The following is a 22,225-nucleotide window of genomic DNA, read 5'->3' as shown; positions in this document are numbered from 1 at the left end:
ACAGGAAAGTCATGCAGACACCCAACCAGAGTTTTCGTCAGGGCACCATTGCCAATCGTTACGCCACTGACCAGGATAAACTCAAGAAAATCGCCCGCGACTTCATCAAGGATTACCCGGATATTCACGGCCTGGCCTATGCCGAAGCCCGACAGTTGTTATTCAGGCACACCGGCAAATGGCTTGATCCGGATCGCATCTATTGGCATCGCTTTTCCAGCGCGGCCACCAGCCTGGCCACGTTCACCGGCTGGCGACACCTTGGGCCGCCCATTGAGTCGATGACCTTTGTCGAGTTGATGCTGCACCGGTTCAACGTGCAGGATCAGATCGTCTCCGATGAATTGCAGCTGTATGGCGGTTTCTACACCGACGGCCCCAGGCATGAGGCGTTCGACGAGCGAAACGAAGTTGCCTTGCTTCCCCGGCAGATTCTCGATGACTTCTGGGCGCTGGATTTCAGCGCCAGGTTCTCGGCCAGGATGGAGCGCTTCTGGACGCTGCACAGTGAGAACTTCCTGACCCTGGCGCGTAGTGGGTTTCTGGCCGCCGCCGCTCTGCAGTTACGCAAAGGCGGCCTGAGCGTCGAGCAATTCAAGGTCATCCACCAGGCCGTCATTGGTGAGTTGCGACCGGTCATAACGCTGGAAGCCCTGCAATCCGGTGTGCCGTCGGATTCAGGATTGACCGTGCATACCTTTGATATCGGCGGTTATGTGTGCCCGGAAAGCGTCCGCATCGTGGATGGCACCGGGCGCCAGTTTGTCTATTTGCCGGGCGAGGCCACGGCCTTTCATGTGTTTGCTTCCGAGCAGGCGCTGTATGCCTGGGTTCAAGGCCGGCTGGGCGACGTCTCGGCAAGGGCGGCGTTCACGGCGTTGTTCATTCGCTCCGCTGCAAGCCGGCAATTGCAGGGCGCGGCATTTGACGGAACGGCCGAGCAAATCGTCAACACGCCTTGGGTCGCAGGGCAATCGCTGATCAATCAGCGGAACGTGGCCATTCGCGGGGATGTATTCGCTTATTTACGCGGGATCGCCCGACAGCAAATGCAGGACGACGCGCAGACCTTGCTGACTTCCAACGCCAGTCTGCGCAAGCAGATCTGGATCGGCTATTTGAATGCCTTCCTCAATGTGTTCGGTGCGCTGGGTCCGTTGGGTTGGCCGATGGCGTTGACGCTGGTGGGCGCCGGTATCGCCAACCTCGGCCTCAATATTGATCAGGCGATCAATGGCCGCGACGCCCGGCAGCGCAAGGCCGGGCTCATCGGCTCTGTTTTCAATGCAATATTCGTGGTGTTCAACCTGCCGATTCTGCTGGGGTTGATCAGGGCCGCACGTTCGGGTTTGACCGGGCCTGGCGGCGGCGGATTGCCTGCTGGCACGCCAGCCTCCGCCGAATACATTCCAATGGTCGAGCTTCATCCTGTGTCGCCTGGGGCTGAAGGTCCCGGCTCAACCCTGCGTGGCATCCAGATGCTGACCAATGGTGAAACCTGGATCAGCCTCGACGATATGCCGCATCGGGTCGTCTTCAACGATGAGCTTCATGCCTGGACCCTGACCGATCCTGCCGATCCTTCGGCGAGCGATACTGGGTGGGCTGTGCGCTTGAATGCCAGGGGCGAATGGGAGTCGCTCGAATCAGGCCCGCGCCCGCAGCCTCTGATCGAGAGCGATGTACGCAATGAGCTGACACCCAGCCCGTTGCTGACCGTTCGCTCGTCTTTCTGGGATGTGCACATGGCGTTCAATCTTGAGGAAGAAGAACGCCTGTCACAGATTGGCCTGGCCCGGCAGAAGGTCGCCATGAACCTGCCGGAGCTGGGCGCAGATGATCAGGTGATGCAAGACCCCCAAGGCACAGGGTTCGTCATCGACGAGTGGGGAGATGTTCATCATGTGTTCAAAAAGGCTGACGGCAGCTATGTCGGCGGGCGTATAGAGCTGTATACGACCCGGGATTCGAGCTTCAACCAGTATTTGCGCACCGGAGTTGCCGGGGCTCTGAGCCAGATTGACCTTATCGACGAACTGGCGGATGACCTGCAGGCAATCGGGTTGGATAACAGCGTCACGTTGTATCGCGGCGGCAGCGATATGCGTGGCACTTCGGGGCGTTTCTTTCGCAACGGACAGATCAAGGCCGGGGACGTGCTGGTCAGCACCGATATCGCCTCGTTCAGTGAAAATCCGTATATCGCCCGTGCCTTTTGCAGCAGCCAGGCCGGTCATCATTCGGCAGGTTACGCGACCCTTGGGGCTTCGGCGGGGTTCGACGACTCCTCCGTGGTTTTCGAATTGCCCGCCAGGCATTACCTGGGGGCGACGCCGGTTGCGGTTTTTTCCAACGAGCCTGATGAAGTCGAATCGATTTTCATGCCCGGCCGCTATTTCCTGATTGATGGCATTCAGGAGGTGTCGGGCCTCAACTACAAGTTCGTCAAGGTGCGCCTAACCGAGATTCCCGAGCCCAAAGCCTGGCACAGGCTTTATGACCTGCGCACCGGCGAGCCCTTCAGTCGCGAACGCTTTGCCGCAAAACTGGGCGAGGAAGGCAGGAAGCTGGTCGACCGTTTTTTCCCTGTGAACCTGCGAGGGCTGAGCGTCTAGAACCATTCATCCTGCATCGCCAGGCACGTGTCATCACGGGCTTCGAGAAGCGCCAGTTCGTGATGGCAACCCGGTACTTCCCAGGTCAGGAAATACCGGGCGGCCTGTAGCTTGCCTCGATAGAACTCCACATCCGCTGGGTTGCCTGATGCCAAACCCTGCTCGGCGTGGACGGCTTGCTCCAGCCAGCGCCAGCCAATCACCGCATGGCCGAACGCTTTCAGGTACAGCGCCGAATTCGCCAGCGCCGAAGTGACCTTGCCTTGGGCCAGATCGCTCAGCAAACCCAGTGTCACCGTTTGCAGACGGGTCACCAGTTGCTCCAGCGGTGCGCGCAGGAGGTTCAGGCTTTCGTGGGATTTGGCTCGCTCACAGGTCTCGGCAATCAGCCGGATCAACTGCTTGAGACCGGCACCACCGTTTTGCGCCAGCTTGCGGCCGAGCAAATCCAGGGACTGAATGCCGTGTGTGCCTTCATGGATCGGGTTTAAACGGTTGTCGCGGTAATACTGTTCCACCGGGTATTCGCGGGTGTAGCCATGACCGCCGAGAATCTGGATCGCCAGCTCGTTGGCCTTCAGGCAGAACTCCGAAGGCCAGGATTTGACGATGGGCGTCAACAGGTCGAGCAGTTCCTGTGCGTGCTGGCGGGCCTCCTCGGTTTCGCCGGTGGTGGTGTCATCAAACAAGCGCGCGGCATACAAACCCAGATCGAACGCGCCTTCGACGTACGCTTTCTGGGTCAGCAACATGCGCCGCACATCGGCATGCTCAATGATCGCCACCGGCGCGCTGTCCGGGCTTTTGTTGTCCGGCAGGCGACCTTGCGGGCGTTGCCGGGCGTAATCCAGCGAATACAGATAACCCGCATAGCCGAGCATCACCGCACCCATGCCGACACCGATGCGCGCTTCGTTCATCATCTGGAACATATAGCTCAAGCCCTGATGCGGCTTGCCCACCAGGTAACCGACGCACGCGCCGTTATCGCCAAAATTGAGCGCCGTGGACGTGGTGCCGCGCCAGCCCATCTTGTGAAACAGCCCGGCCAGCAGCACATCGTTGTGCGGGCCAAGGCTGCCGTCGTCGTTGACCAGAAACTTGGGCACGATGAACAGTGAAATACCCTTCACCCCGGCGGGCGCATCCGGCAGCTTGGCCAGCACCATGTGAACGATGTTCTCCGACAGACCGTGATCGCCGCCGGAGATGAAAATCTTGTTGCCGCGCAGGCGATACGTGCCGTCTTCGGCAGGCTCGGCGCGGGTGCGGATGTCCGACAGCGACGACCCGGCGTGAGGTTCGGTCAGCGCCATGGTGCCGAAGAACCGCCCTTCGATCATTGGCTGCAGGAAGCGTTGTTTCTGCGCTTCGCTGCCAAAGCTTTCGATGAGGTTGGCCGCGCCCATGGTCAGGAACGGATACGCCGTCGAGCCCGCATTCGCTGCCTGAAAATGCGCAAAGCAGGCTTGAGACAGCAGCGTCGGCAACTGCATGCCGCCCGCCTCGAAACTGCGCGTCGCATTGAGAAACCCGGCATCGAGAAACGCATCGACGGCTGGCTTGACCTCGGGAATCAGCACCGCCTCGCCCTGTTCATAGCGCGGCTCGTTTTCATCCGCCTTGCGGTTGTGCGGCGCGAAATACTTCTCGGCAATCGTCCGCGCCGTGCCAATGGCCGCATCGAACGTCTCACGCGTGTGCTCGGCAAACCGCTCACGACGGATCAAGGCTTCGGCATCGAGCACTTCATACAGCTCGAAAGCCAGATTGCGCGAACAGAGCAGCGTCTCGGACATGGCGACAAACCTTTTGTGGGAATGCGTCGAGTCTAGGTTTGAAGGGCAGGGGTGAACAGGAAGATTGATTTGGGTGATGGTGGGGGAAAGGTTTTAACCGGGCCCCCGTAGGACCGGCTTTAGCCGGGAGGGGGTAGGCAACTCAGCGCGTTTGCATCGTCAGAAATACCGCCCTCCCGGCTGAAGCCGGTCCTACGGATCGCATTTTCAGCGAGTCTCGACGCTCATCAACGACCGATCCAGCTCCGTTCTGGCCATTTCAATCAGGTGCACGGCCGAGAAGGCCAGGTCGCGTTTCGGGCCGTTGAGGCTGTCGCCGCTTTCATAGGCGGTTGCAGCGGCGCAGCGCAGCAGGTCGCTGATGTGGAGCAGGGATTGTTCGAGTGATGTTTCGGATGTTGCTTTGATCATTTTTTGGCTCCTTGGATTTGGCGGAGCCACCGGATATTCGCTGCTAACCGAATAAAGGTGGCGGCTTGTACGCGGGTTAGCAGACCAGGTATCCAAGGCAAACCCAGCGCACTCGAAAGTGCCCCGCGCAAAGCCGCCATATAGCGGCACTTGCGAGCCTTGGATATTGGACAGGCTGCTAAACCCGATCACTGATGTTCAGCGACCGACGCAGCCTAGAGCCTCAAAATCCCCGGCGCAAGCGGTCAGGATTCTCTCGGAAAGTTCACGCAGAAGAAAGGGAAAAGGCACCGGCAGGGCGGTGTAGGAAGGGGTGTTTTGTGAGCTGAAGTAACCGGCTTCATGAGTTAGCATCCCGTTGGAGCGAGGCTTGCCCGCGAACCCGACGCCTCGGTGGGCTAGACCTACCGCGTTATCGTTCTTCCCGGACAAGTCCGGTCCTACCGGGCCGATGCAAAACCGGTAGGAGGGGACTTGTCCCCGAGAAGCCAGCCCCGCCCACCTCAATCCACCTGACCCACCTTCATTGCCTGCGCCGACGCGGTTTTGTTGGAGGCTTGCCAACGGATTTGCGTTCGGTCGCAGGGTGGTCCAAACGATTTACCCGATCGTCATCAAGCTCGCATTGCCACCCGCCGCAGCGGTGTTGACGCTCAATGCGCGTTCGATTACCAGACGCTCCAGTGCCACGTTGGTTTCGCCGTGTGACAGGCCGTTGACGCCGACAATGGCGCCGCCGCGTTGCGCCACTTGCTGGCAAACCGAGCGCAGTTGATCGGAATCGCCGTGGTGCAGAACGGCGTCGATGATCACGTCGTCCTTGGTCCAGTCGGCAACCAGCTTGATCCGCGCTTGCACGTCTTTGGGCAGGCGAGTGCGCAGGGTTTTGCTCAGCTCGTTGTCCGGCCAGATCGCTGTGCTGCCCACTGCAAGAACCGCAGCCAGTTGGGTCAGCAAATCGCTTTCGACGTCCGCCAGGCACAGCACGTGTTCCCGAGGCAGGATGCTGTAGCTGTTGCGCTCGCCGGTCGGGCCGCTCAGCAGGCGGGTGATGCCGCTTTGCGATTGTTCGGCAAACTGGCTGCACAGCGCGTCCAGTTCCGGCTGCTGAGTGCTGGCAGCCCAGGCTTTCAAGGCTTGCAGCGGCTTGCTCAGGGTTTCGCGCATCCGCGTGTCTGGAGCCGTCAGGGCATCGCCGCGCAAGAAGGATTGCTCGATGGCATCCACCGGGCGCGTCGACAGCAGGCGATACAGATACAGCGGCCCGCCGGCTTTCGGACCGGTGCCGGACAAGCCTTCGCCGCCAAATGGCTGCACGCCGACCACGGCACCCACGATGTTGCGGTTGACGTAGACGTTACCGGCGTTGACGTTGTCGATGACCTTGGCGATCGTCTCGTCGATGCGGGTGTGCACGCCGAGGGTCAGGCCGTAGCCGGAAGCGTTGATCTGGCCGATCAGTTGATCCAGCTCTTTACGTTTGTAGCGCACCACGTGCAGCACCGGGCCGAAGATTTCCCGTTGCAGTTCGTCGAAGCTTTCCAGCTCGATGAGGGTTGGCATCACGTAAGTGCCGCGCTTGATTTCGGCGCTGTCGGCGATGGCCACCTGATAGACCGTGCGACCTTTGTCGCGCATGGCCTGGATGTGTTTTTCGATGCCCGCTTTGGCTTCGGCGTCGATCACCGGGCCGATGTCCACGGACAGGCGTTCCGGGTTACCAAGGCGGCATTCGGCCATGGCACCTTTGAGCATTTCGATGACGCGATCCGCGGAATCTTCCTGCAAGCACAGCACGCGCAGGGCGGAGCAGCGTTGCCCGGCACTGTCGAAGGCTGAGGACACCACGTCGATGACCACTTGTTCGGTCAGCGCCGAGGAGTCGACGATCATCGCGTTCTGGCCACCGGTTTCGGCGATCAGCGGGATAGGACGACCTTGTGAATCCAGGCGACCGGCGACGTTGCGTTGCAGCAGCCGCGCGACTTCGGTGGAGCCGGTGAACATCACGCCTTTGACCCGATCATCACCGACCAGACGGGCGCCGACGGTTTCGCCGCGACCGGGCAACAACTGCACGACGCCTTCAGGAATCCCGGCTTCGAGCAAGATGCGCACGGCTTGTGCAGCCACCAGCGGCGTTTGTTCGGCAGGTTTGGCCAGGACCGGGTTACCGGCGGCCAGCGCTGCGGCGACCTGACCGCTGAAAATTGCCAGCGGGAAGTTCCACGGGCTGATGCAAACCACCGGACCCAGCGGACGGTGCGCGTCATTGGTGAAATCGTTGCGGGCCTGCACGGCGTAGTAACGCAGGAAATCCACGGCTTCGCGTACTTCGGCGATGGCGTTGGCGAAAGTCTTGCCGGCTTCACGGGCCAGCAGGCCCATCAATGGCTGGATCTCGGCTTCCATCAAGTCAGCGGCGCGCTCCAGAATCGCGGCGCGTTCGGCTGGCGGCGTGGCTTGCCAGATGGGACCGGCATTCAGGGCGCACTGCAAGGCGCTATCGACGTCTTCCAGGCTGGCTTCCTGCACATGACCGACCACGTCACGCAAGTCGGACGGGTTCAGCACGGGAGCCGCAGCGCCTTCGCTGGCCGGGCTGCCCAGCATCGGGCCGGCTTTCCAGTCGTTGTGCGCGGTGGCCAGCAGCGCCGAGGACAGCGAACCCAGACGGTGTTCGTTGGCCAGATCGATGCCGCTGGAGTTGGCGCGTTCCGCACCGTACAAGTCACGCGGCAGCGGGATACGCGGGTGTGGCAGGCCGAAACCGCCTTCCTGCGTTGCCATCTTCTCGATCTGGTTCACTGGATCGGCCACAAGCTCCTGAATGGAGATGGATTGATCGGCGATGCGGTTGACGAACGAGGTGTTGGCGCCGTTTTCCAGCAGGCGACGTACCAGATACGCCAGCAGTGTTTCGTGAGTGCCGACCGGTGCGTACACGCGACACGGGCGGTTCAGCTTGCCATCGGCGACTTTGCCTACAACCTGCTCGTAAAGCGGCTCGCCCATGCCGTGGAGGCACTGGAATTCGTACTGGCCGGGGTAATAGTTCTGACCGGCAATGTGGTAAATGGCCGACAAGGTGTGGGCGTTATGCGTGGCGAACTGCGGGTAGATGACTTCCGGCACCGAGAGCAGTTTGCGTGCACAGGCAATGTAGGAAACGTCGGTGTACACCTTACGGGTGTAGACCGGATAGCCTTCCAGACCTTCAACCTGGGCGCGCTTGATTTCGCTGTCCCAGTACGCGCCTTTCACCAGACGAATCATCAGGCGATGGCGGCTGCGACGGGCCAGGTCAATCACGTAGTCGATCACATACGGGCAACGCTTCTGATAAGCCTGGATCACGAAGCCGATGCCGTTCCAGCCGGTCAGCTGCGGCTCGAAACATAGGCGCTCCAGCAGATCCAGCGACAGCTCAAGGCGGTCGGCTTCTTCGGCGTCGATGTTCAGGCCGATGTCATATTGCTTGGCCAGCAGGGTCAGCGACAGCAGGCGCGGGTACAACTCTTCCATCACCCGCTCGTACTGCGCGCGGCTGTAACGCGGGTGCAGTGCCGACAACTTGATGGAAATGCCCGGGCCTTCATAAATCCCACGACCGTGGGACGCTTTGCCGATGGAGTGGATCGCCTGCTCGTAGGACGCCAGGTATTTCTGCGCGTCATGTTCGGTCAGCGCAGCTTCGCCGAGCATGTCGTAGGAATAACGGAAGCCCTTGGCTTCGAACTTGCTCGCGTTGGCCAGGGCTTCAGCGATGGTTTCGCCGGTGACGAACTGCTCGCCCATCAAGCGCATGGCCATGTCCACGCCTTTGCGGATCATCGGCTCGCCGCTCTTGCCGATGATGCGGCTCAGGGAGGAAGTCAGGCCCGTTTCATTGTGAGTGGCGACCAGTTTGCCGGTCAGCAACAAGCCCCAGGTTGCCGCGTTGACGAACAGCGACGGGCTGTTGCCCAAGTGCGGGTGCCAATTGCCGGTGCTGATCTTGTCGCGGATCAATGCATCGCGGGTGCCTTTGTCCGGGATGCGCAACAGCGCTTCGGCCAGGCACATCAGCGCCACGCCTTCCTGGGACGACAGGGAAAACTCCTGCAGCAGACCTTGGACGATGCCTGCACGGCCGCCGGCGCTTTTCTGATTGCGCAGTTTTTCCGCAATGGACGCAGCCAGCTTGTTGGTCGCTTCGGCCATCGACACTGGCAGACGCGCCTGCTCGATGAGCATTGGCACGACTTCCTGCTCCGGGCGGCGATAAGCCGAGGTGATCGCGGCACGCAGCACGGATTGCGGCAGGATACTTTCGGCGAATTCGAGGAAGCATTGATGCACTGCGTCGACTGGCAGCTCGCCATGGTCGTCGCCGTCTTTGCTGATCAAACCGTTGAGTTCAGAAAGGGTTGCACCACCTTCGAGCTTTTCCAGGTAATTGAAAATCGCCTGCTTGATCAACCAGTGCGGCGTGCGGTCGATGGAGTGGGCGGCGGCTTTCAATCGCTCGCGGGTCGGGTCGTCGAGTTTGACACCCAGAGTGGTGGTCGCCATGTGCTGTCCTCATTTTCGCCACTTTGGGTGTGGCCGTGGTTGTCGGACAAGATTAGCGATGCAATGGCCGAGGTGCAACCGGGTGCAACCCTTTTTCCATTGATTATTTCTTCCTTTGTCAGCAAATGAAATTTCCGAGCGTTCAGGTGCGCAATCCGGGGGCTTTTTGTCAGGAAAAAACCGTTGTTTGCGCCAAAGCAGGGCGAAAAGGCGGGAATGGCCAACTGGTCGAAAAGGTGCAACTTATCTGAAAATAAGGGTTGCACCTGATTCCCGTTGTTGAATAGGATTCGTTGCCTCGGTGCAACCGCACTTGAAGCCGCACGAACGGCCGTCGTTTTCCTTTGGAGAGCGCAGTCAGTACAGCCGTCTGCAATCAATGTTCTGAAGCTGGTGCATTGGTCACGAGATCAGTCGGCGTCTATAAAAACAATGCCAAGGCAGAATTCAATGAGTGTCAGCAATCCCACCCTCATCACCTTCGTGATCTACATCGCTGCGATGGTATTAATTGGCCTTATGGCTTATCGCTCCACCAATAACCTCTCGGATTACATCCTCGGTGGCCGCAGCCTGGGCAGTTTCGTTACTGCACTTTCGGCTGGCGCATCGGACATGAGCGGCTGGTTGCTCATGGGCTTGCCCGGCGCCATCTATATGTCCGGCCTGTCGGAAAGCTGGATCGCCATTGGCCTGATCGTAGGCGCCTATTTGAATTGGCTGTTCGTGGCCGGTCGTCTGCGCGTGCAGACCGAGCACAACGGCGACGCCTTGACCCTGCCGGATTACTTCACCAGCCGATTTGAAGACACGAGTGGCCTGCTACGCATCATTGCGGCGGTGGTGATCCTGGTGTTCTTCACTATTTATTGTGCTTCCGGGATTGTGGCCGGCGCGCGGTTATTCGAAAGCACCTTCGGCATGTCTTACGAAACTGCCTTGTGGGCGGGCGCTGCGGCGACGATTGCCTACACCTTCGTGGGTGGTTTCCTGGCCGTAAGCTGGACTGACACGGTTCAGGCGACGCTGATGATCTTCGCCTTGATCCTCACGCCGATCATCGTGTTGCTAGCCACCGGCGGCATCGACGCGACCTTCCTGGCCATCGAAGCCAAGGACCCTGGCGCGTTCGACATGTTCAAGAACACCACGTTCATCGGCATCATTTCCCTGATGGGCTGGGGCCTGGGCTACTTCGGTCAGCCGCATATCCTGGCGCGCTTCATGGCTGCCGATTCGGTGAAGTCCATTGCCAGCGCCCGTCGTATCTCCATGACCTGGATGATCCTGTGCCTGGGCGGCACCGTGGCCGCTGGTTTCTTCGGCATCGCTTACTTCTCGGCGCACCCGGAAGTTGCCGGTCCTGTGACAGACAACCCGGAGCGGGTATTCATCGAACTGGCCAAGCTGCTGTTCAATCCGTGGATCACCGGTGTGCTGCTGTCGGCGATTCTTGCTGCCGTCATGAGTACGTTGAGCTGCCAGTTACTGGTGTGCTCCAGCGCCCTGACCGAAGACTTCTATAAAGCCTTCCTGCGTAAAAAAGCTTCCCAGAACGAACTGGTCTGGGTCGGCCGCGCCATGGTGTTGCTGATTGCAGTGATCGCGATTCTGCTGGCGGCCAACCCGGAAAACCGCGTGCTGGGCCTGGTGAGCTACGCCTGGGCTGGCTTCGGTGCTGCGTTTGGTCCGGTGGTGCTGATCTCGGTACTGTGGAAAGGCATGACCCGCAACGGCGCACTGGCCGGGATTCTGGTGGGTGCCATTACCGTGATCGTCTGGAAGAACTTCAGCATCTGGGGCCTGTACGAAATCATCCCCGGCTTCCTCTTCGCCAGCATCGCCATCGTCATCTTCAGCCTGATGGGCAAAGGTCCATCGGTTGGCATGCAAACGCGTTTTGCACTGGCCGAGAAAGAGTTCCAGGATGCAACGCGTTAACTTCTACGCGTAACCCGTTGGAGCGAGCGGGCGGCGTTCCGACTTGCCCGCGAACCGTTATTCCAGGCGATATATACGTGACCTGGAATAACGCCTTCGCGGGCAAGCCTCGCTCCAACGAGGCTTGTGGTGGGCTTAAGTCTTGTTGTGATCAATATCCAGGTTATAGAAGGTCGCCTTGCCGCCTTCATTGCTATAGCCGGAATGATCCTGCGTATACACGCCCGCTTTGAAATACAACGGTTTGTCACGCCAGGTGGCGCTGATTGGCGTGCTCCAGTTCATGTTTCTGGCGCTGATGCTCAGCTCGCCGCCGGGGCTGAGGTGGATGATGTATTTGAATTTCTCATTCAGCGGTACGCCTTCGGCGATCTGGACGACGCGGCTTTTCTTGTCGTCGAAGCGGTTGCGTACCTTGGCGACGATGTTCCCCGATCCGGTGCTGTCCTTGTACTGATACTCGACCTTCAGCATGGGCTCGGTGCTGTTATAGGCGTGAATCTGGCCGATGACGATTTTGCCCGAGGACGGAACCTGATTGACTTCCAGGGTGGCGTTCAAATAGTTGTCGGCGTCGGGATACAGCCAGTTGTGCAGCGAGCCGTCCGACCAGGTTTCGCGCAATTCGCTGCGCGGGTAAATGGCGTTGGCGGTGCGTGCTCCAGTGACCGGCGCCCAGAAGAAAATCGAGCCGGAACCCGAGTTGAAATACTTGCCGTCGTAGCCTTTGACCAGCTGCGCGGTTTCGATGGTCTTCGGCGGCGAGCCTACCGGGATGCTCAGATTCCAAGAAGAAAGATCAATCATTTTTTCAGTCGTCCACTATGTCTCATTGCCAGCACCAAGCGTCTAGCTCGCGGCTTTGGGGTTATTGGTTATACGGTCTGAAAAACTGTTTGTTAATGGAATTTTGTCGAACGTCTGACGTCAAAGTGCCGCCATTTTCGCCGCGCGGCTGACAGGCTAAGGGTTACAGCGCCCTACCGTTAGTCGGGTGGCGTTCAGTTTAGAGGTGGCATTTGGCTAGCTCGCTTCTGGTTTTTCCCGGACGGGGCTAGAGTGAAAGCCATTCGGATAAGGGGGACTCCCCGATTCCCTGGCGTCAGGCCACAAAAGAGAAGCAGCATGGAATGCGCGCAACCCAAGCCAGGTGATGGCTGTTCGGTTTTGTTAGTCGTTGATGACTATCCGGAAAATCTGGTGACGATGCGTGCCGTCCTTAATCGTCAGGATTGGTGCATTGTTACGGCAAGTTCCGGGATAGAAGCGCTGTCGATCCTTCTCGAAAGAGAGGTGGACCTGGTGCTGCTCGACGTTCAGATGCCCGGCATGGACGGCTTCGAAGTGGCACGCCTGATGCGCGGCAGCCATCGAACGCGGCTGACGCCGATTATCTTTCTCACCGCCAATGAGCAGTCTCGGGATGCCGTCCACAAGGGCTACGCCAGTGGCGCAGTGGATTACCTGTTCAAACCCTTCGATCCCCACGTCCTAAAGCCCAAAGTGCAGGCATTGCTGGAGCAACAGCAGAATCGCCGCGCCCTGCAAAAGTTGTCGCTGGAGCTGGAGGAGGCCAGGGCTTTCAATGCATCGGTGCTGGACAATATCGACGAAGGCATCCTGGTCATCGATGAGAAGGGCTTGATCAACTTCGCCAACCCGGCGATTTGCGGTTTGCTCGGTGCCGACGTCGAGCAGCTGTGCGGGACTTCGCTGCTCGACTACCTGACCGAGCCGAAGGTGGTGGACTGGCACGAGTCGGGCTTTTATCGCCACTATCGCAGCGGCGAATCCTATCGATTGCATGACGCGAGCCTGCGCACGACATCCGGTTGCCAGCTGCCGGTGGCAATGTCATGCGCGCCATTGCCGGTGGAGCGCAAAGCCATGGTATTGAGCATTCGGGATATGTCAGTGGTCCGCGATCTGTATCGCCAGCTGGAACAGCAGGCGGTCACCGATACCTTGACCGGGCTGCTCAATCGCCGTGGTTTCTACCAGACCGTCGAAGGTCTGCTGTTGCGCAATGAGCAGGCCGGCAAGTTTCTGGTGCTGCTTTACCTCGATCTGGATGGCTTCAAGCGCATCAATGATTCCCTTGGTCATGACGCCGGCGATCAGGTGCTGCTCTGGGTTTCCCAACAGCTCAAGGAATGTATGCGGCCATATGACGTACTGGCGCGCATGGGCGGTGACGAATTTACCGTGGTCATCGACGGTCTGGATTTTCCCGAGCACGCCGCCAAAGTCGCGGAAAAACTCATTGAGCGTGTATCACTGCGTCGGCAGGTCGACGGCCTGGACATTACCCTGGGCGCCAGCATCGGCATTGCCATTTTTCCGGACTGCGGCGCCAATCTGGATGGTCTGCTGCGGGCGGCGGATATCGCCATGTATGAAGCCAAGCGCGCCGGACGTCAGCAATATCGCTTCTTCGATCAGGAAATGAACGGCCGCGCCCGCTCACGGCTGATGCTGGAGGAAAGCGTGCGCACGGCCATCGATGGTAAAGATTTTTCTATGGTCTACCAACCTCAGGTTTTCGTCGAAGGTGGTCGCCTGCGTGGCTTCGAGGCGCTGTTGCGCTGGCAGCATCCGAGTGCCGGCGACGTACCGCCGGGGCTGTTTATTCCGTTGTTGGAAGAAACCCGTTTGATCACCAAGCTCGGTGGCTGGATTTTCGAGCAGGGCGCCGCGCAGCGTAAGCGCTGGAACGAAGTCTTCGATGCCAATCTGGTGCTTAGCGTCAGCGTCAGTTCCACCCAGTTCAGCATGCCCAATCTGGCTTCTGAGTTGCAGCGGGCGATGCAGCGTTTTGATTTGAAACCGGGTCAGCTTGAAGTCGAGATCACCGAAACCTCCCTGGTGCATAACCTGAATCACAGTCGCATGCAGATTCAGTTGCTGCATGACATTGGCGTTCGAGTGGCGCTGGATGACTTTGGGGTTGGCGAGTGTTCGCTGTCGCATTTGCGCAATCTGGACATCGACACCTTGAAGATCGACCGGCATTTCGTTGCCAGCATGCTTGGCTCGGTACGCGACCTGGCCGTTGCCAGAAGCATCATCGAGCTGTGTCGCAATCTGGATGTGCTGGTCATTGCCGAAGGGGTGGAAACCATCGAGCAATACCAGTGGCTCAAAGACAATGGCTGCCAGTTGATTCAAGGGTTTCTGGTCGCGCATCCGATGATCGCCGAAGACGCCTTGAGCTTCCCGCAGCCGTTTGACTGGCAAGGGCTAAAACACCGTTGAATTCTGTACACTGCCGTCTTTGCATTCTGCCTTTGAGATCAGTAGCACCGCTCATGACAGCTCCAGCTCCGCTCAAATACCTTCAGGCTTATCCGCCCGCTCTTCAGGAGCAGGTGCAGCAGCTGATTGCCCAGGACAAACTCGGCGATTATCTCCAGCAGCGCTATCCCGAGCGCCATGCGATCCAGAGCGACAAGGCGCTTTACGCCTACGCCCAGGCAATCAAGCAGGAACATCTGCGCAACGCGCCGAACATCGACAAAGTGCTGTTCGATAATCGCCTGGACCTGACCCATCGCGCGCTGGGCCTGCACTCGACGATTTCCCGCATTCAGGGCGGCAAGCTCAAGGCCAAGAAGGAAATCCGCGTCGCCGCGCTGTTCAAGGATGCCGCGCCGGAGTTCCTGAAAATGATCGTCGTGCATGAACTGGCGCACTTCAAGGAATCGGATCACAACAAGGCGTTCTATCAGCTGTGCGAACACATGCAGCCGGGGTATCACCAGTTGGAGTTCGATCTGCGGATTTACCTGACGTGGCGGGATATGCAGCGCGGACCCTTGTAGGAGCCAACTTGTGTGGGAGCGAGCTTGCTCGCGAAGTGGCCCACACAAGTTCGCTCCTACGGGGCGGGTATTCGATTTTATAGAGCAAGGATTCGGACCATGGACGTCAGCAAGACCAAAAGCAGTTTCTACCGTCGGCTTTACGTGGCGTATCTGATCGACAGCCAGCTCGCCAGCAGCGTACCAGCGTTGATCGAGGTCACCGGCATGCCGCGTCGCACCGCGCAGGACACCATTGCGGCGCTGGCCGATCTGGATATCCAGTGCGAGTTCGAGCAGCAGGACGGCGCGCGCAATCACGCCGGGCATTACCGGATTCGTGACTGGGGCGCCATTGACCGGGGCTGGATCACCCAGCACCTGGGGCAGATCAAATCGGTGCTCGGCTATCCCTGACTACGACGGCGGGCGTTATTCCAGATCGCGACGCATGCCGATGTGCGGAATTTCATCTTCCAGATACACCTCGCCCACCGGCTCAAAGCCGTAGCGGCTGTAATAGCCTTGCAGGTGAGCTTGCGCGGACAGATAGATCGGCTGGTCGGGCCATTTCTTCTCGGCATTCTCCAGCGCCTGCTCCATCAACTCGTGACCAATGCCCCGGCTACGAATCGACGGCGCGGTCACGACCCGGCCAATGGTCACGTCACCGCCTTGCTGAATCGGATCGAGCAGGCGCAGATACGCCACCAGCTTGTCCTCGCGCCAGGCCATCAAGTGGCAGGTATCGCCCATCAGGTCCAGCCCGTCCACGTCCAGATACACGCATTGCTGCTCGACCACGAACACCTCGGCGCGCAATTGCAGGATCGCGTAAAGCTGTTCTTTGCTGAGGTCGGTGTGATGTTTGCAGATCCATTTGATAGACATGTGGCTGACTCGAAGAAGAAACCTGACGCGAATACTAAACGCATCCGCGGGGTTGCCCAATAAAGTTACCCAAAAAACCTCCGGGCCCCTGCCTGATGCGCAGGGTTTTGCAAGATGTCAGCGCAGAATATTCATTGAACAACCGCACAAATGCAGCATTCATATCAGTTGTGAAAAGGCTTGAATCAGTCTTCAATACAGGCAGCTCGCCATTAGTTGTGCGTCGCTATCCGGGCGCACATTTAGCGTGATTGCCTCGCCTATCTCAGGGAAATGAGCATGCCGTGTTTGCTTCGAACCGTGGGTTTGCTGGGATGGTTGCTGGTGGCGCAGGCCGGCGCGGGAGAAAAGCTTCGTCTGGTGGCCGATGTCTGGCCGCCGTTCACGGACAGCACCTTGCTCAATGGCGGGTTGGCGACCGATCTGGTCAGTACGGCGCTCAAGCGCGCCGGGTATGACACCGATTACCAGCAGGTGCCGTGGGCCCGAGCGTTGAACGGTGTGAGCGAAGGGCGCTACGACGTACTGATTAACGCCTGGTACAACAAAGAGCGCACCAAGGTCGGGCTGTTCTCCGCTGAATATCTGCTCAATCGGGTGCGCTTCGTCAAACGCAGTCGGTCCAGTGTTGAGTATCGTGATCTGTATCAGCTCTATGGACGGCCGATTGCCGTGGTGCGCGGTTACACCTATTCGCCGGAATTCGACAGCGACGAGATGCTGGAAAAGGTCCCGGTCAACGACTTTTCCATGGCCGTGCGCATGGTGATCGCCGGACGCGTTGACCTGGCTGTGGAGGATGAATTCGTCGCGCGTTTTTATCTATCTCGGGAATCCAAGGCTGTTCGCGAATCCATTGAATTCCTGCCCAAATCATTGAGCGAGAACAGCCTGCACATTCTGGTCAGCCTGAAAAATCCGCATCGGGAAGAGATCGTCGCCAACTTCAATCGCGAGATTGCCGCGATGAAAGCCGACGGCAGCTATGACGAGTTATTCAGGCAGCATGGCTTGTAGCTTCTTCCGGGGCTTTGATCAGGTGCGCGGCCAGGGTCCGCAACGGCCCCAACTGGCGACAGATCAACGCCAGCTGGGTTTGCACCAGGCGCTGGCTCTCATCCAGTTCGTCGGGCATCTGCTCCAGTTCAACCGCCAGGTGCTCTTCCGAGTCGCTTTGAATCGCGACCGGTTTCTTCTCGGCCAGGCTTTGCGCGATCTCATCGATGCTGGCGGCCAGCGTCGCCCCCGCACCTTCGATCAGATGCTCGCGGACTTCGCTCGGCAATTGAGTCTCCCGATGCGCGCCCAGCCCTGACAAATAACTCAGCAAGGTGTGCGAAAGCACCAGAAAGCGAAATCCGACATCGGCTTCCTTACGGAAATGCCCCGGTTCCATGAGCATGTTGGCCAGCGTGGTGGACAGCGCTGCGTCGGCATTGTGGGCGTTGCGGCGAGCGAGACGATAAGCCAGATCGTCGCTTTTGCCGTGGGCGTATTGCTGCATGATCTGGCGCAGGTAAATGCTGTTGCACGTGAGGGTATTGGCCAGCACCTTGTTCAAGCGCCGTCCTTGCCAGTCCGGCAGGAACAGGAACACTGCCAGCCCGGCGATCAGGCTGCCGAGCAAGGTATCGAACAGACGCGGCAGGAACAGCCCGTAACCGTCGCCCACCTGATTGAAACAGAACAGCACCATCACGGTAATCGCGGCGGTGGATAAGGTGTAGCGCGTGGTCCGGTTGACGAAGAACACCACGCCGGCCAGCACCGCGCACATCGATTGCAGAATCGGGCTGGTGATCAGATCGAACAGCGCCCAGCCGACTGTCAGGCCGATGGCGGTGCCGATAATCCGCTGACCCAGCTTGCGCCGGGTCGCGCCGTAACTTGGCTGGCAGACGAAAACCGTGGTCAGGATGATCCAGTAGCCCTGGGACGGGTGAATCAGGTGAACCATGGCGTAACCAACCGTCAACGCCAGCGGCAGGCGCAAGGCGTGACGAAACAGCAATGAAGTTGGTGTCAGTTGCAGGCGCAGGCGATTCCAGGCGTCCTTGAGGTTGCGCGGCGAGCGGTCCAGCAGCGAACTGTCAGTGGCATCGGCGACGGCGTCCGGATTGCTGGCGTCTTTGATCAGTCGATCAAGGGTGCCGAGGTTGGCCGCCAGGGCGCGCAAGGAGCGCAACAGCCCGCGCCAGGCCGGATTGCTCTGGATACGCAGGTGTTCCAGCGAGGCCTGTAAATCTTCCATGGCATACGCGAAGCTGTCGTCGTACACGAATGGCTGGCGCAGCTGGATGGATTCGGACAGCGCCTGGCAGGCCACGCCTTGTTGGCGTAGCAGGCGCTGACAGCGGAACAGCACGTCGCTGTGGAAGAATGCCTCGGCCAGTGAGTTGTACGGGTAATGCGATGAGCTGGCGCGCTCGTGGATGTCCTGAGCGATGAAATACAGCTTCAGGTAGCGACTGACCTTCGAGCCGGGTCGGCCATTGCCCACGCGATGCAGAATGATTTCTTTGGTGGCATTCAGCGCCGCGACCACGCGGCCGTTCTGCTGCGCCAGTTCCAGGCGGCGGGCTTCGACATCCAGCTGACGGATCGGCTCGAACAGGCTCGACTTCAGCTTCAGGTATTGCCCCAGTTCGCGAAACAGGCGGGCCAGCGCCTGTTGCACCGGCTGGTTGGAAAACAGCATCTGCCACAATACTGACAACAGGCCGTACCAGGCCGCGCCCGCCACCAGCAGCATCGGCTCATGCCAGAAATCCAGCACTTCGCCGCCGCGCTGGTCGACGCCGATCATGGTGTACACCGACAGAATCAGCGTGCCGTAAGCAATGGCGCTGTAGCGTTCGCCCAAGGCGCCGAGCATGGTCAGGCAAAACGCCGCCAGGGCGAACGAGCAGACAAACAGAATCGGGTAGGGAAACAGTAACTCCACCGCCAGTGCGGCGACGCTGAAACAGACCAGAGTCACGGCCAGCGCATTGAGGCGGCCTTGCCAGCTGTCATCGGTCTCGGCCAGCGCGCTGGCGATAATCCCCAGGAACAGCGGGATCAACAGCCCCATCTCATTCTGATACCAGCACAGCGCCATACTGCCGGTCAGCGCGATGAAGACTCGAACGCTGTAACTGAATTTATCCAGCGCCCACAGACGACGGAACGTGTGACGAAGAGATTTCGATGCCATAGAAGAGCTGACGGCCTTGTTCGCGATTGATCGATTCTGCACACGGATATGTACAGGCCTGAGTGAGGTCTGTACATCCGCTGCGCAAAATTTATTCCGTGCATTATTTCGTAGGACCGGCTTCAGCCGGGAGGAAGCCAATATATTCGCCGCATTGCTTGATCTGAGATGACGCCCTCCCGGCTGAAGCCGGTCCTACGGTGAGGGTGCCGTGTCAAACATACTGCGCCGCCGCATACGCCGAAGCCCAGGCCCACTGGAAGTTGAAACCACCCAGATGCCCGCTGACGTCCAGCACTTCGCCAACGAAATACAAACCCGGCGACTTCAGGGATTCCATGGTTTTCGAGGAGACTTCGCGGGTATCGATCCCGCCCAGCGTCACTTCCGCCGTGCGATAGCCTTCAGTGCCTGCCGGGACGACCTGCCAACTCGCCAGTTTGCCGCTGATATCGGCCAGTTCAGCGTGGGTGTATTGCTTCATGGGCTTGGAGACGAACCAGTGTTCGGCAATCAGGTTGGCCATCTTCTTGGTGAAGATTTCCCCCAGCAGGGTTTTCAGCTCGCTGTTGGGCCGCTCGGCTTGTTGCTCGTTGAGCCAACTGGCGACGTCGTGGTCCGGCAGCAGATTGATCTCCACGGCATCGCCGGGATTCCAGAACGACGAGATTTGCAGGATCGCCGGACCGCTGAGGCCGCGATGGGTGAACAGGATGTTCTCGCGAAAGCTCGTGTCGTTGCAGCTGACCAGACAATCCACCGACGTGCCGGACAGCTCGGTGCAGATTTCCTTGAGCTGATCGGTGATGGTGAACGGCACAAGGCCCGCGCGAGTCGGCAGCAATGTGTGGCCGAACTGCTTGCCGACCTGATAACCGAAACCGGTCGCACCCAGCGTCGGGATCGACAGGCCGCCGGTGGCGATCACCAGCGATTCGCAGCTCAGGCTGCCGAGGGTGGTTGCCAGCGTGTAGCCGGTCTCGGTCTTTTCGATCTGCTGCACGGACGTGTCCATGTGCAGGCTGACGCCCGCTTGCTGGCATTCGTCCAGGAGCAGTTCGAGGATGTCGCTGGATTTGTTATCGCAGAACAACTGGCCGAGCTTTTTCTCGTGGTATGGCACGCCATGCTTGGCGACCAGCGCGATGAAATCCCACTGGGTGTAGCGCGCCAGGGCCGATTTGCAGAAGTGCGGGTTCTGCGACAGGAAATTGGCCGGTTCGGTGTACATATTGGTGAAATTGCAGCGCCCGCCGCCGGACATGAGGATTTTCTTGCCGGGCTTGTTGGCGTGATCGATCAGCATCACCTTGCGCCCGCGACTGGCAGCGGTCAGCGCGCACATCAAACCTGCGGCGCCAGCGCCAATGATCACAACGTCAGTAACGGGCACAGCGGTTTCCTCAATGACTTGTTGGAGCGAGGCTTGCCCGCGAACGATTGCGCAGCAGTCGCAAAAAAGGTGGCTCGCTATCGCCGGAAAGTCGTTCCGACTTTTTCGCGGGCAAGCCTCGCTCCAACGATAGAGAGCGGGCTGCCTGTGAGCTTTATTCTGTTCAGAGAATCCGCACGCGCAACGATTTGCCTTTGATCTTGCCGTTGTTCAAGCGCTCCAGCGCCTGTTTGGCGACGCCGCGCTCGACTGCGACGTACGCCTGGAAATCAAAGATCGCGATTTTGCCGACCTGGGCGCCGGGGATTCCGGCATCACCTGTCAGTGCACCGAGGATATCGCCGGGACGCAGTTTGTCCTTGCGGCCGGAACCGATGCACAAGGTGCTCATGGTTGGAATCAGCTGCGAACCGCCAGCGTTTTTCAGGTTGTCCAGTTGATCCCAGCGCAGCGAAGCTTTCTGGATTTCTTCGATGGCGCGGGCGCGCTGGCTTTCCGACGGCGCGACCAGACTGACCGCGATACCTTTCTCGCCCGCACGACCGGTACGGCCGACGCGGTGAATGTGCATTTCCGAATCACGGGCCAGCTCGACGTTGAGTACCATGTCCAGTGCATCGATATCCAGACCGCGCGCCGCAACGTCAGTGGCGACCAATACCGAAGTGCTGCGGTTGGCGAACATCGCCAGGACCTGATCGCGATCACGCTGTTCCAGATCGCCATGCAGGCCGACGGCGGAAATGCCCTTGGCGGTCAGGTGATCGACCACTTCCTGGCACTGCTGCTTGGTGAAGCAGAACGCCACGCAGGACTGCGGACGGAAGTGACCGAGCACTTTCACGACGGCGTCGAGGCGATCTTCCGGGGAGATTTCGTAGAAAATCTGCTCGATCTGGCTGTCGGCGTGCAACGCTTCGACCTTGACGGTCTGTGGGTCGCGCATGAACTTGGACGACAGCTGCTTGATGCCCACCGGATAAGTTGCCGAGAACAGCAAGGTCTGACGCTTTTTCGGGGTCTGCTCGATGATGTCGGCGATGGCGTCGTAGAAGCCCATGTCCAGCATGCGGTCGGCTTCGTCGAGGATCAGCGTGTTCAGGCCGTCCAGCACCAGCGAACCTTTGCGCAAATGCTGCTGAATGCGACCCGGCGTGCCGACGATGATGTGCGCGCCGTGTTCCAGGGAGCCGATCTGCGGGCCGAAGGACACGCCGCCGCACAAGGTCAGAACCTTGATGTTGTCTTCGGAGCGGGCCAGACGACGGATTTCTTTCGCCACCTGGTCAGCCAGCTCGCGGGTCGGGCACAGCACAAGGGCTTGGCAGCCGAAATAGCGCGGGTTGATCGGATTCAGCAGGCCGATGCCGAATGCAGCGGTTTTGCCGCTGCCGGTTTTAGCCTGGGCGATGAGGTCCATGCCCTTGAGAATCACCGGCAGGCTCTGCGCCTGAATCGGCGTCATTTCGGCGTAACCAAGCGACTCCAGGTTAGCCAGCATGGCGGCGGACAGGGGCAAAGTATTGAAAGCGGTGTTAGTCACGGGATGGGCCTGCAAAACAAAATGTCGCGCAGTGTATCAGGTCCCGAGCAAGCCTGGCGGACTCCCGCCGGGTGGTGGCAGT

14 protein-coding genes are annotated in these 22,225 nt (G+C 59.4%); 6 read left to right on the top strand and 8 right to left on the bottom strand.

The genetic code is table 11. The features are described from left to right. The first annotated feature begins 11 nt into the window (after nucleotides 1-11). Entirely contained in the window at nucleotides 12-2,615 is a 2,604-nt protein-coding gene (locus tag AFK24_RS00585) for a dermonecrotic toxin domain-containing protein (RefSeq protein WP_065831394.1), read from the top strand. Here AFK24_RS00585 and AFK24_RS00580 read toward each other — a convergent pair. The 3 genes from AFK24_RS00580 to putA form a co-directional block, all read right to left on the bottom strand. After that, entirely contained in the window at nucleotides 2,612-4,414 is a 1,803-nt protein-coding gene (locus AFK24_RS00580; protein WP_065831393.1) for an acyl-CoA dehydrogenase, read from the bottom strand. The two genes, AFK24_RS00585 and AFK24_RS00580, sit on opposite strands and share 4 nt — an antisense overlap. Nucleotides 4,415-4,621: 207 nt before the next feature. Next, entirely contained in the window at nucleotides 4,622-4,825 is a 204-nt protein-coding gene (locus AFK24_RS00575; RefSeq protein WP_065831392.1) for a DUF6124 family protein, read from the bottom strand. A gap of 600 nt (nucleotides 4,826-5,425) precedes the next feature. Next, complete coding sequence (putA, locus tag AFK24_RS00570) at nucleotides 5,426-9,379, bottom strand: trifunctional transcriptional regulator/proline dehydrogenase/L-glutamate gamma-semialdehyde dehydrogenase (RefSeq protein ID WP_065831391.1); 3,954 nt, start codon at nucleotides 9,377-9,379, stop codon at nucleotides 5,426-5,428. Nucleotides 9,380-9,829: 450 nt separating this feature from the next. Here putA and putP point away from each other — a divergent pair, with 450 nt between their 5' ends. Then, nucleotides 9,830-11,320: a sodium/proline symporter PutP gene (gene putP, locus AFK24_RS00565; RefSeq protein WP_065831390.1), complete on the top strand. Its 1,491-nt coding sequence runs from the start codon at nucleotides 9,830-9,832 to the stop codon at nucleotides 11,318-11,320. 135 nt (nucleotides 11,321-11,455) lie between these two features. Here putP and AFK24_RS00560 read toward each other — a convergent pair whose 3' ends face one another. Next, nucleotides 11,456-12,127 carry a polysaccharide lyase family 7 protein gene (locus AFK24_RS00560; RefSeq protein ID WP_065831389.1) on the bottom strand — a complete coding sequence of 224 codons (672 nt, stop codon included), beginning with the start codon at nucleotides 12,125-12,127 and terminating at the stop codon, nucleotides 11,456-11,458. A gap of 318 nt (nucleotides 12,128-12,445) precedes the next feature. Between AFK24_RS00560 and AFK24_RS00555 the strand changes: the two genes are divergently transcribed. From AFK24_RS00555 to AFK24_RS00545, 3 genes are all read left to right on the top strand, one after another. Next, the gene (locus tag AFK24_RS00555; protein WP_065831388.1) at nucleotides 12,446-14,575 is read left to right on the top strand and encodes a putative bifunctional diguanylate cyclase/phosphodiesterase; all 2,130 of its coding nucleotides are present in this window, start codon (nucleotides 12,446-12,448) and stop codon (nucleotides 14,573-14,575) included. Between the two features lie 53 nt (nucleotides 14,576-14,628). Next, nucleotides 14,629-15,141, top strand: coding sequence for a M48 metallopeptidase family protein (locus AFK24_RS00550; protein WP_065831387.1), 513 nt, complete (start codon nucleotides 14,629-14,631; stop codon nucleotides 15,139-15,141). Nucleotides 15,142-15,240: 99 nt separating this feature from the next. Then, a complete protein-coding gene (locus AFK24_RS00545) occupies nucleotides 15,241-15,537 on the top strand; it encodes a winged helix-turn-helix domain-containing protein (RefSeq protein ID WP_065831386.1) in 297 nt (98 codons plus the stop codon). A gap of 15 nt (nucleotides 15,538-15,552) precedes the next feature. Here AFK24_RS00545 and AFK24_RS00540 read toward each other — a convergent pair whose 3' ends face one another. Continuing rightward, complete coding sequence (locus AFK24_RS00540; protein ID WP_065831385.1) at nucleotides 15,553-16,011, bottom strand: GNAT family N-acetyltransferase; 459 nt, start codon at nucleotides 16,009-16,011, stop codon at nucleotides 15,553-15,555. 279 nt (nucleotides 16,012-16,290) lie between these two features. On the opposite strand from AFK24_RS00540, the gene AFK24_RS00535 reads away from it, so the two are divergent. Next, the gene (locus AFK24_RS00535; RefSeq protein WP_065831384.1) at nucleotides 16,291-17,028 is read left to right on the top strand and encodes a substrate-binding periplasmic protein; all 738 of its coding nucleotides are present in this window, start codon (nucleotides 16,291-16,293) and stop codon (nucleotides 17,026-17,028) included. Here AFK24_RS00535 and yccS read toward each other — a convergent pair. The 3 genes from yccS to dbpA form a co-directional block, all read right to left on the bottom strand. After that, nucleotides 17,009-19,207, bottom strand: coding sequence for a YccS family putative transporter (gene yccS / locus AFK24_RS00530; RefSeq protein WP_065831383.1), 2,199 nt, complete (start codon nucleotides 19,205-19,207; stop codon nucleotides 17,009-17,011). The two genes, AFK24_RS00535 and yccS, sit on opposite strands and share 20 nt — an antisense overlap. A gap of 214 nt (nucleotides 19,208-19,421) precedes the next feature. After that, a complete protein-coding gene (locus tag AFK24_RS00525) occupies nucleotides 19,422-20,600 on the bottom strand; it encodes an NAD(P)/FAD-dependent oxidoreductase (protein ID WP_065831382.1) in 1,179 nt (392 codons plus the stop codon). A 163-nt stretch (nucleotides 20,601-20,763) separates the two neighbouring features. Beyond that, nucleotides 20,764-22,143, bottom strand: a complete 1,380-nt coding sequence (dbpA, locus tag AFK24_RS00520; RefSeq protein WP_080482005.1) for an ATP-dependent RNA helicase DbpA — start codon at nucleotides 22,141-22,143, stop codon at nucleotides 20,764-20,766. Nucleotides 22,144-22,225: the final 82 nt, after the last annotated feature.

Source organism: Pseudomonas syringae, assembly GCF_001698815.1.
Taxonomy (GTDB): domain Bacteria; phylum Pseudomonadota; class Gammaproteobacteria; order Pseudomonadales; family Pseudomonadaceae; genus Aquipseudomonas; species Aquipseudomonas syringae_A.
The sequence above is the reverse complement of the archived record's forward strand: the minus strand, read 5'-3'. Positions and strand labels throughout refer to the sequence as shown.

Excerpts from the sequence above, each read along its gene's own strand:
- AFK24_RS00585 (WP_065831394.1), top strand. The coding sequence starts at position 12 with ATGCAGACACCCAACCAGAGTTTTCGTCAGGGCACCATTGCCAATCGT.
- yccS (WP_065831383.1), bottom strand. The coding sequence starts at position 19,207 with ATGGCATCGAAATCTCTTCGTCACACGTTCCGTCGTCTGTGGGCGCTG.
- AFK24_RS00555 (WP_065831388.1), top strand. The coding sequence starts at position 12,446 with ATGGAATGCGCGCAACCCAAGCCAGGTGATGGCTGTTCGGTTTTGTTA.
- putP (WP_065831390.1), top strand. The coding sequence starts at position 9,830 with ATGAGTGTCAGCAATCCCACCCTCATCACCTTCGTGATCTACATCGCT.
- AFK24_RS00575 (WP_065831392.1), bottom strand. The coding sequence starts at position 4,825 with ATGATCAAAGCAACATCCGAAACATCACTCGAACAATCCCTGCTCCAC.
- AFK24_RS00560 (WP_065831389.1), bottom strand. The coding sequence starts at position 12,127 with ATGATTGATCTTTCTTCTTGGAATCTGAGCATCCCGGTAGGCTCGCCG.
- AFK24_RS00545 (WP_065831386.1), top strand. The coding sequence starts at position 15,241 with ATGGACGTCAGCAAGACCAAAAGCAGTTTCTACCGTCGGCTTTACGTG.
- putA (WP_065831391.1), bottom strand. The coding sequence starts at position 9,379 with ATGGCGACCACCACTCTGGGTGTCAAACTCGACGACCCGACCCGCGAG.
- AFK24_RS00580 (WP_065831393.1), bottom strand. The coding sequence starts at position 4,414 with ATGTCCGAGACGCTGCTCTGTTCGCGCAATCTGGCTTTCGAGCTGTAT.
- AFK24_RS00535 (WP_065831384.1), top strand. The coding sequence starts at position 16,291 with ATGCCGTGTTTGCTTCGAACCGTGGGTTTGCTGGGATGGTTGCTGGTG.
- AFK24_RS00540 (WP_065831385.1), bottom strand. The coding sequence starts at position 16,011 with ATGTCTATCAAATGGATCTGCAAACATCACACCGACCTCAGCAAAGAA.
- AFK24_RS00550 (WP_065831387.1), top strand. The coding sequence starts at position 14,629 with ATGACAGCTCCAGCTCCGCTCAAATACCTTCAGGCTTATCCGCCCGCT.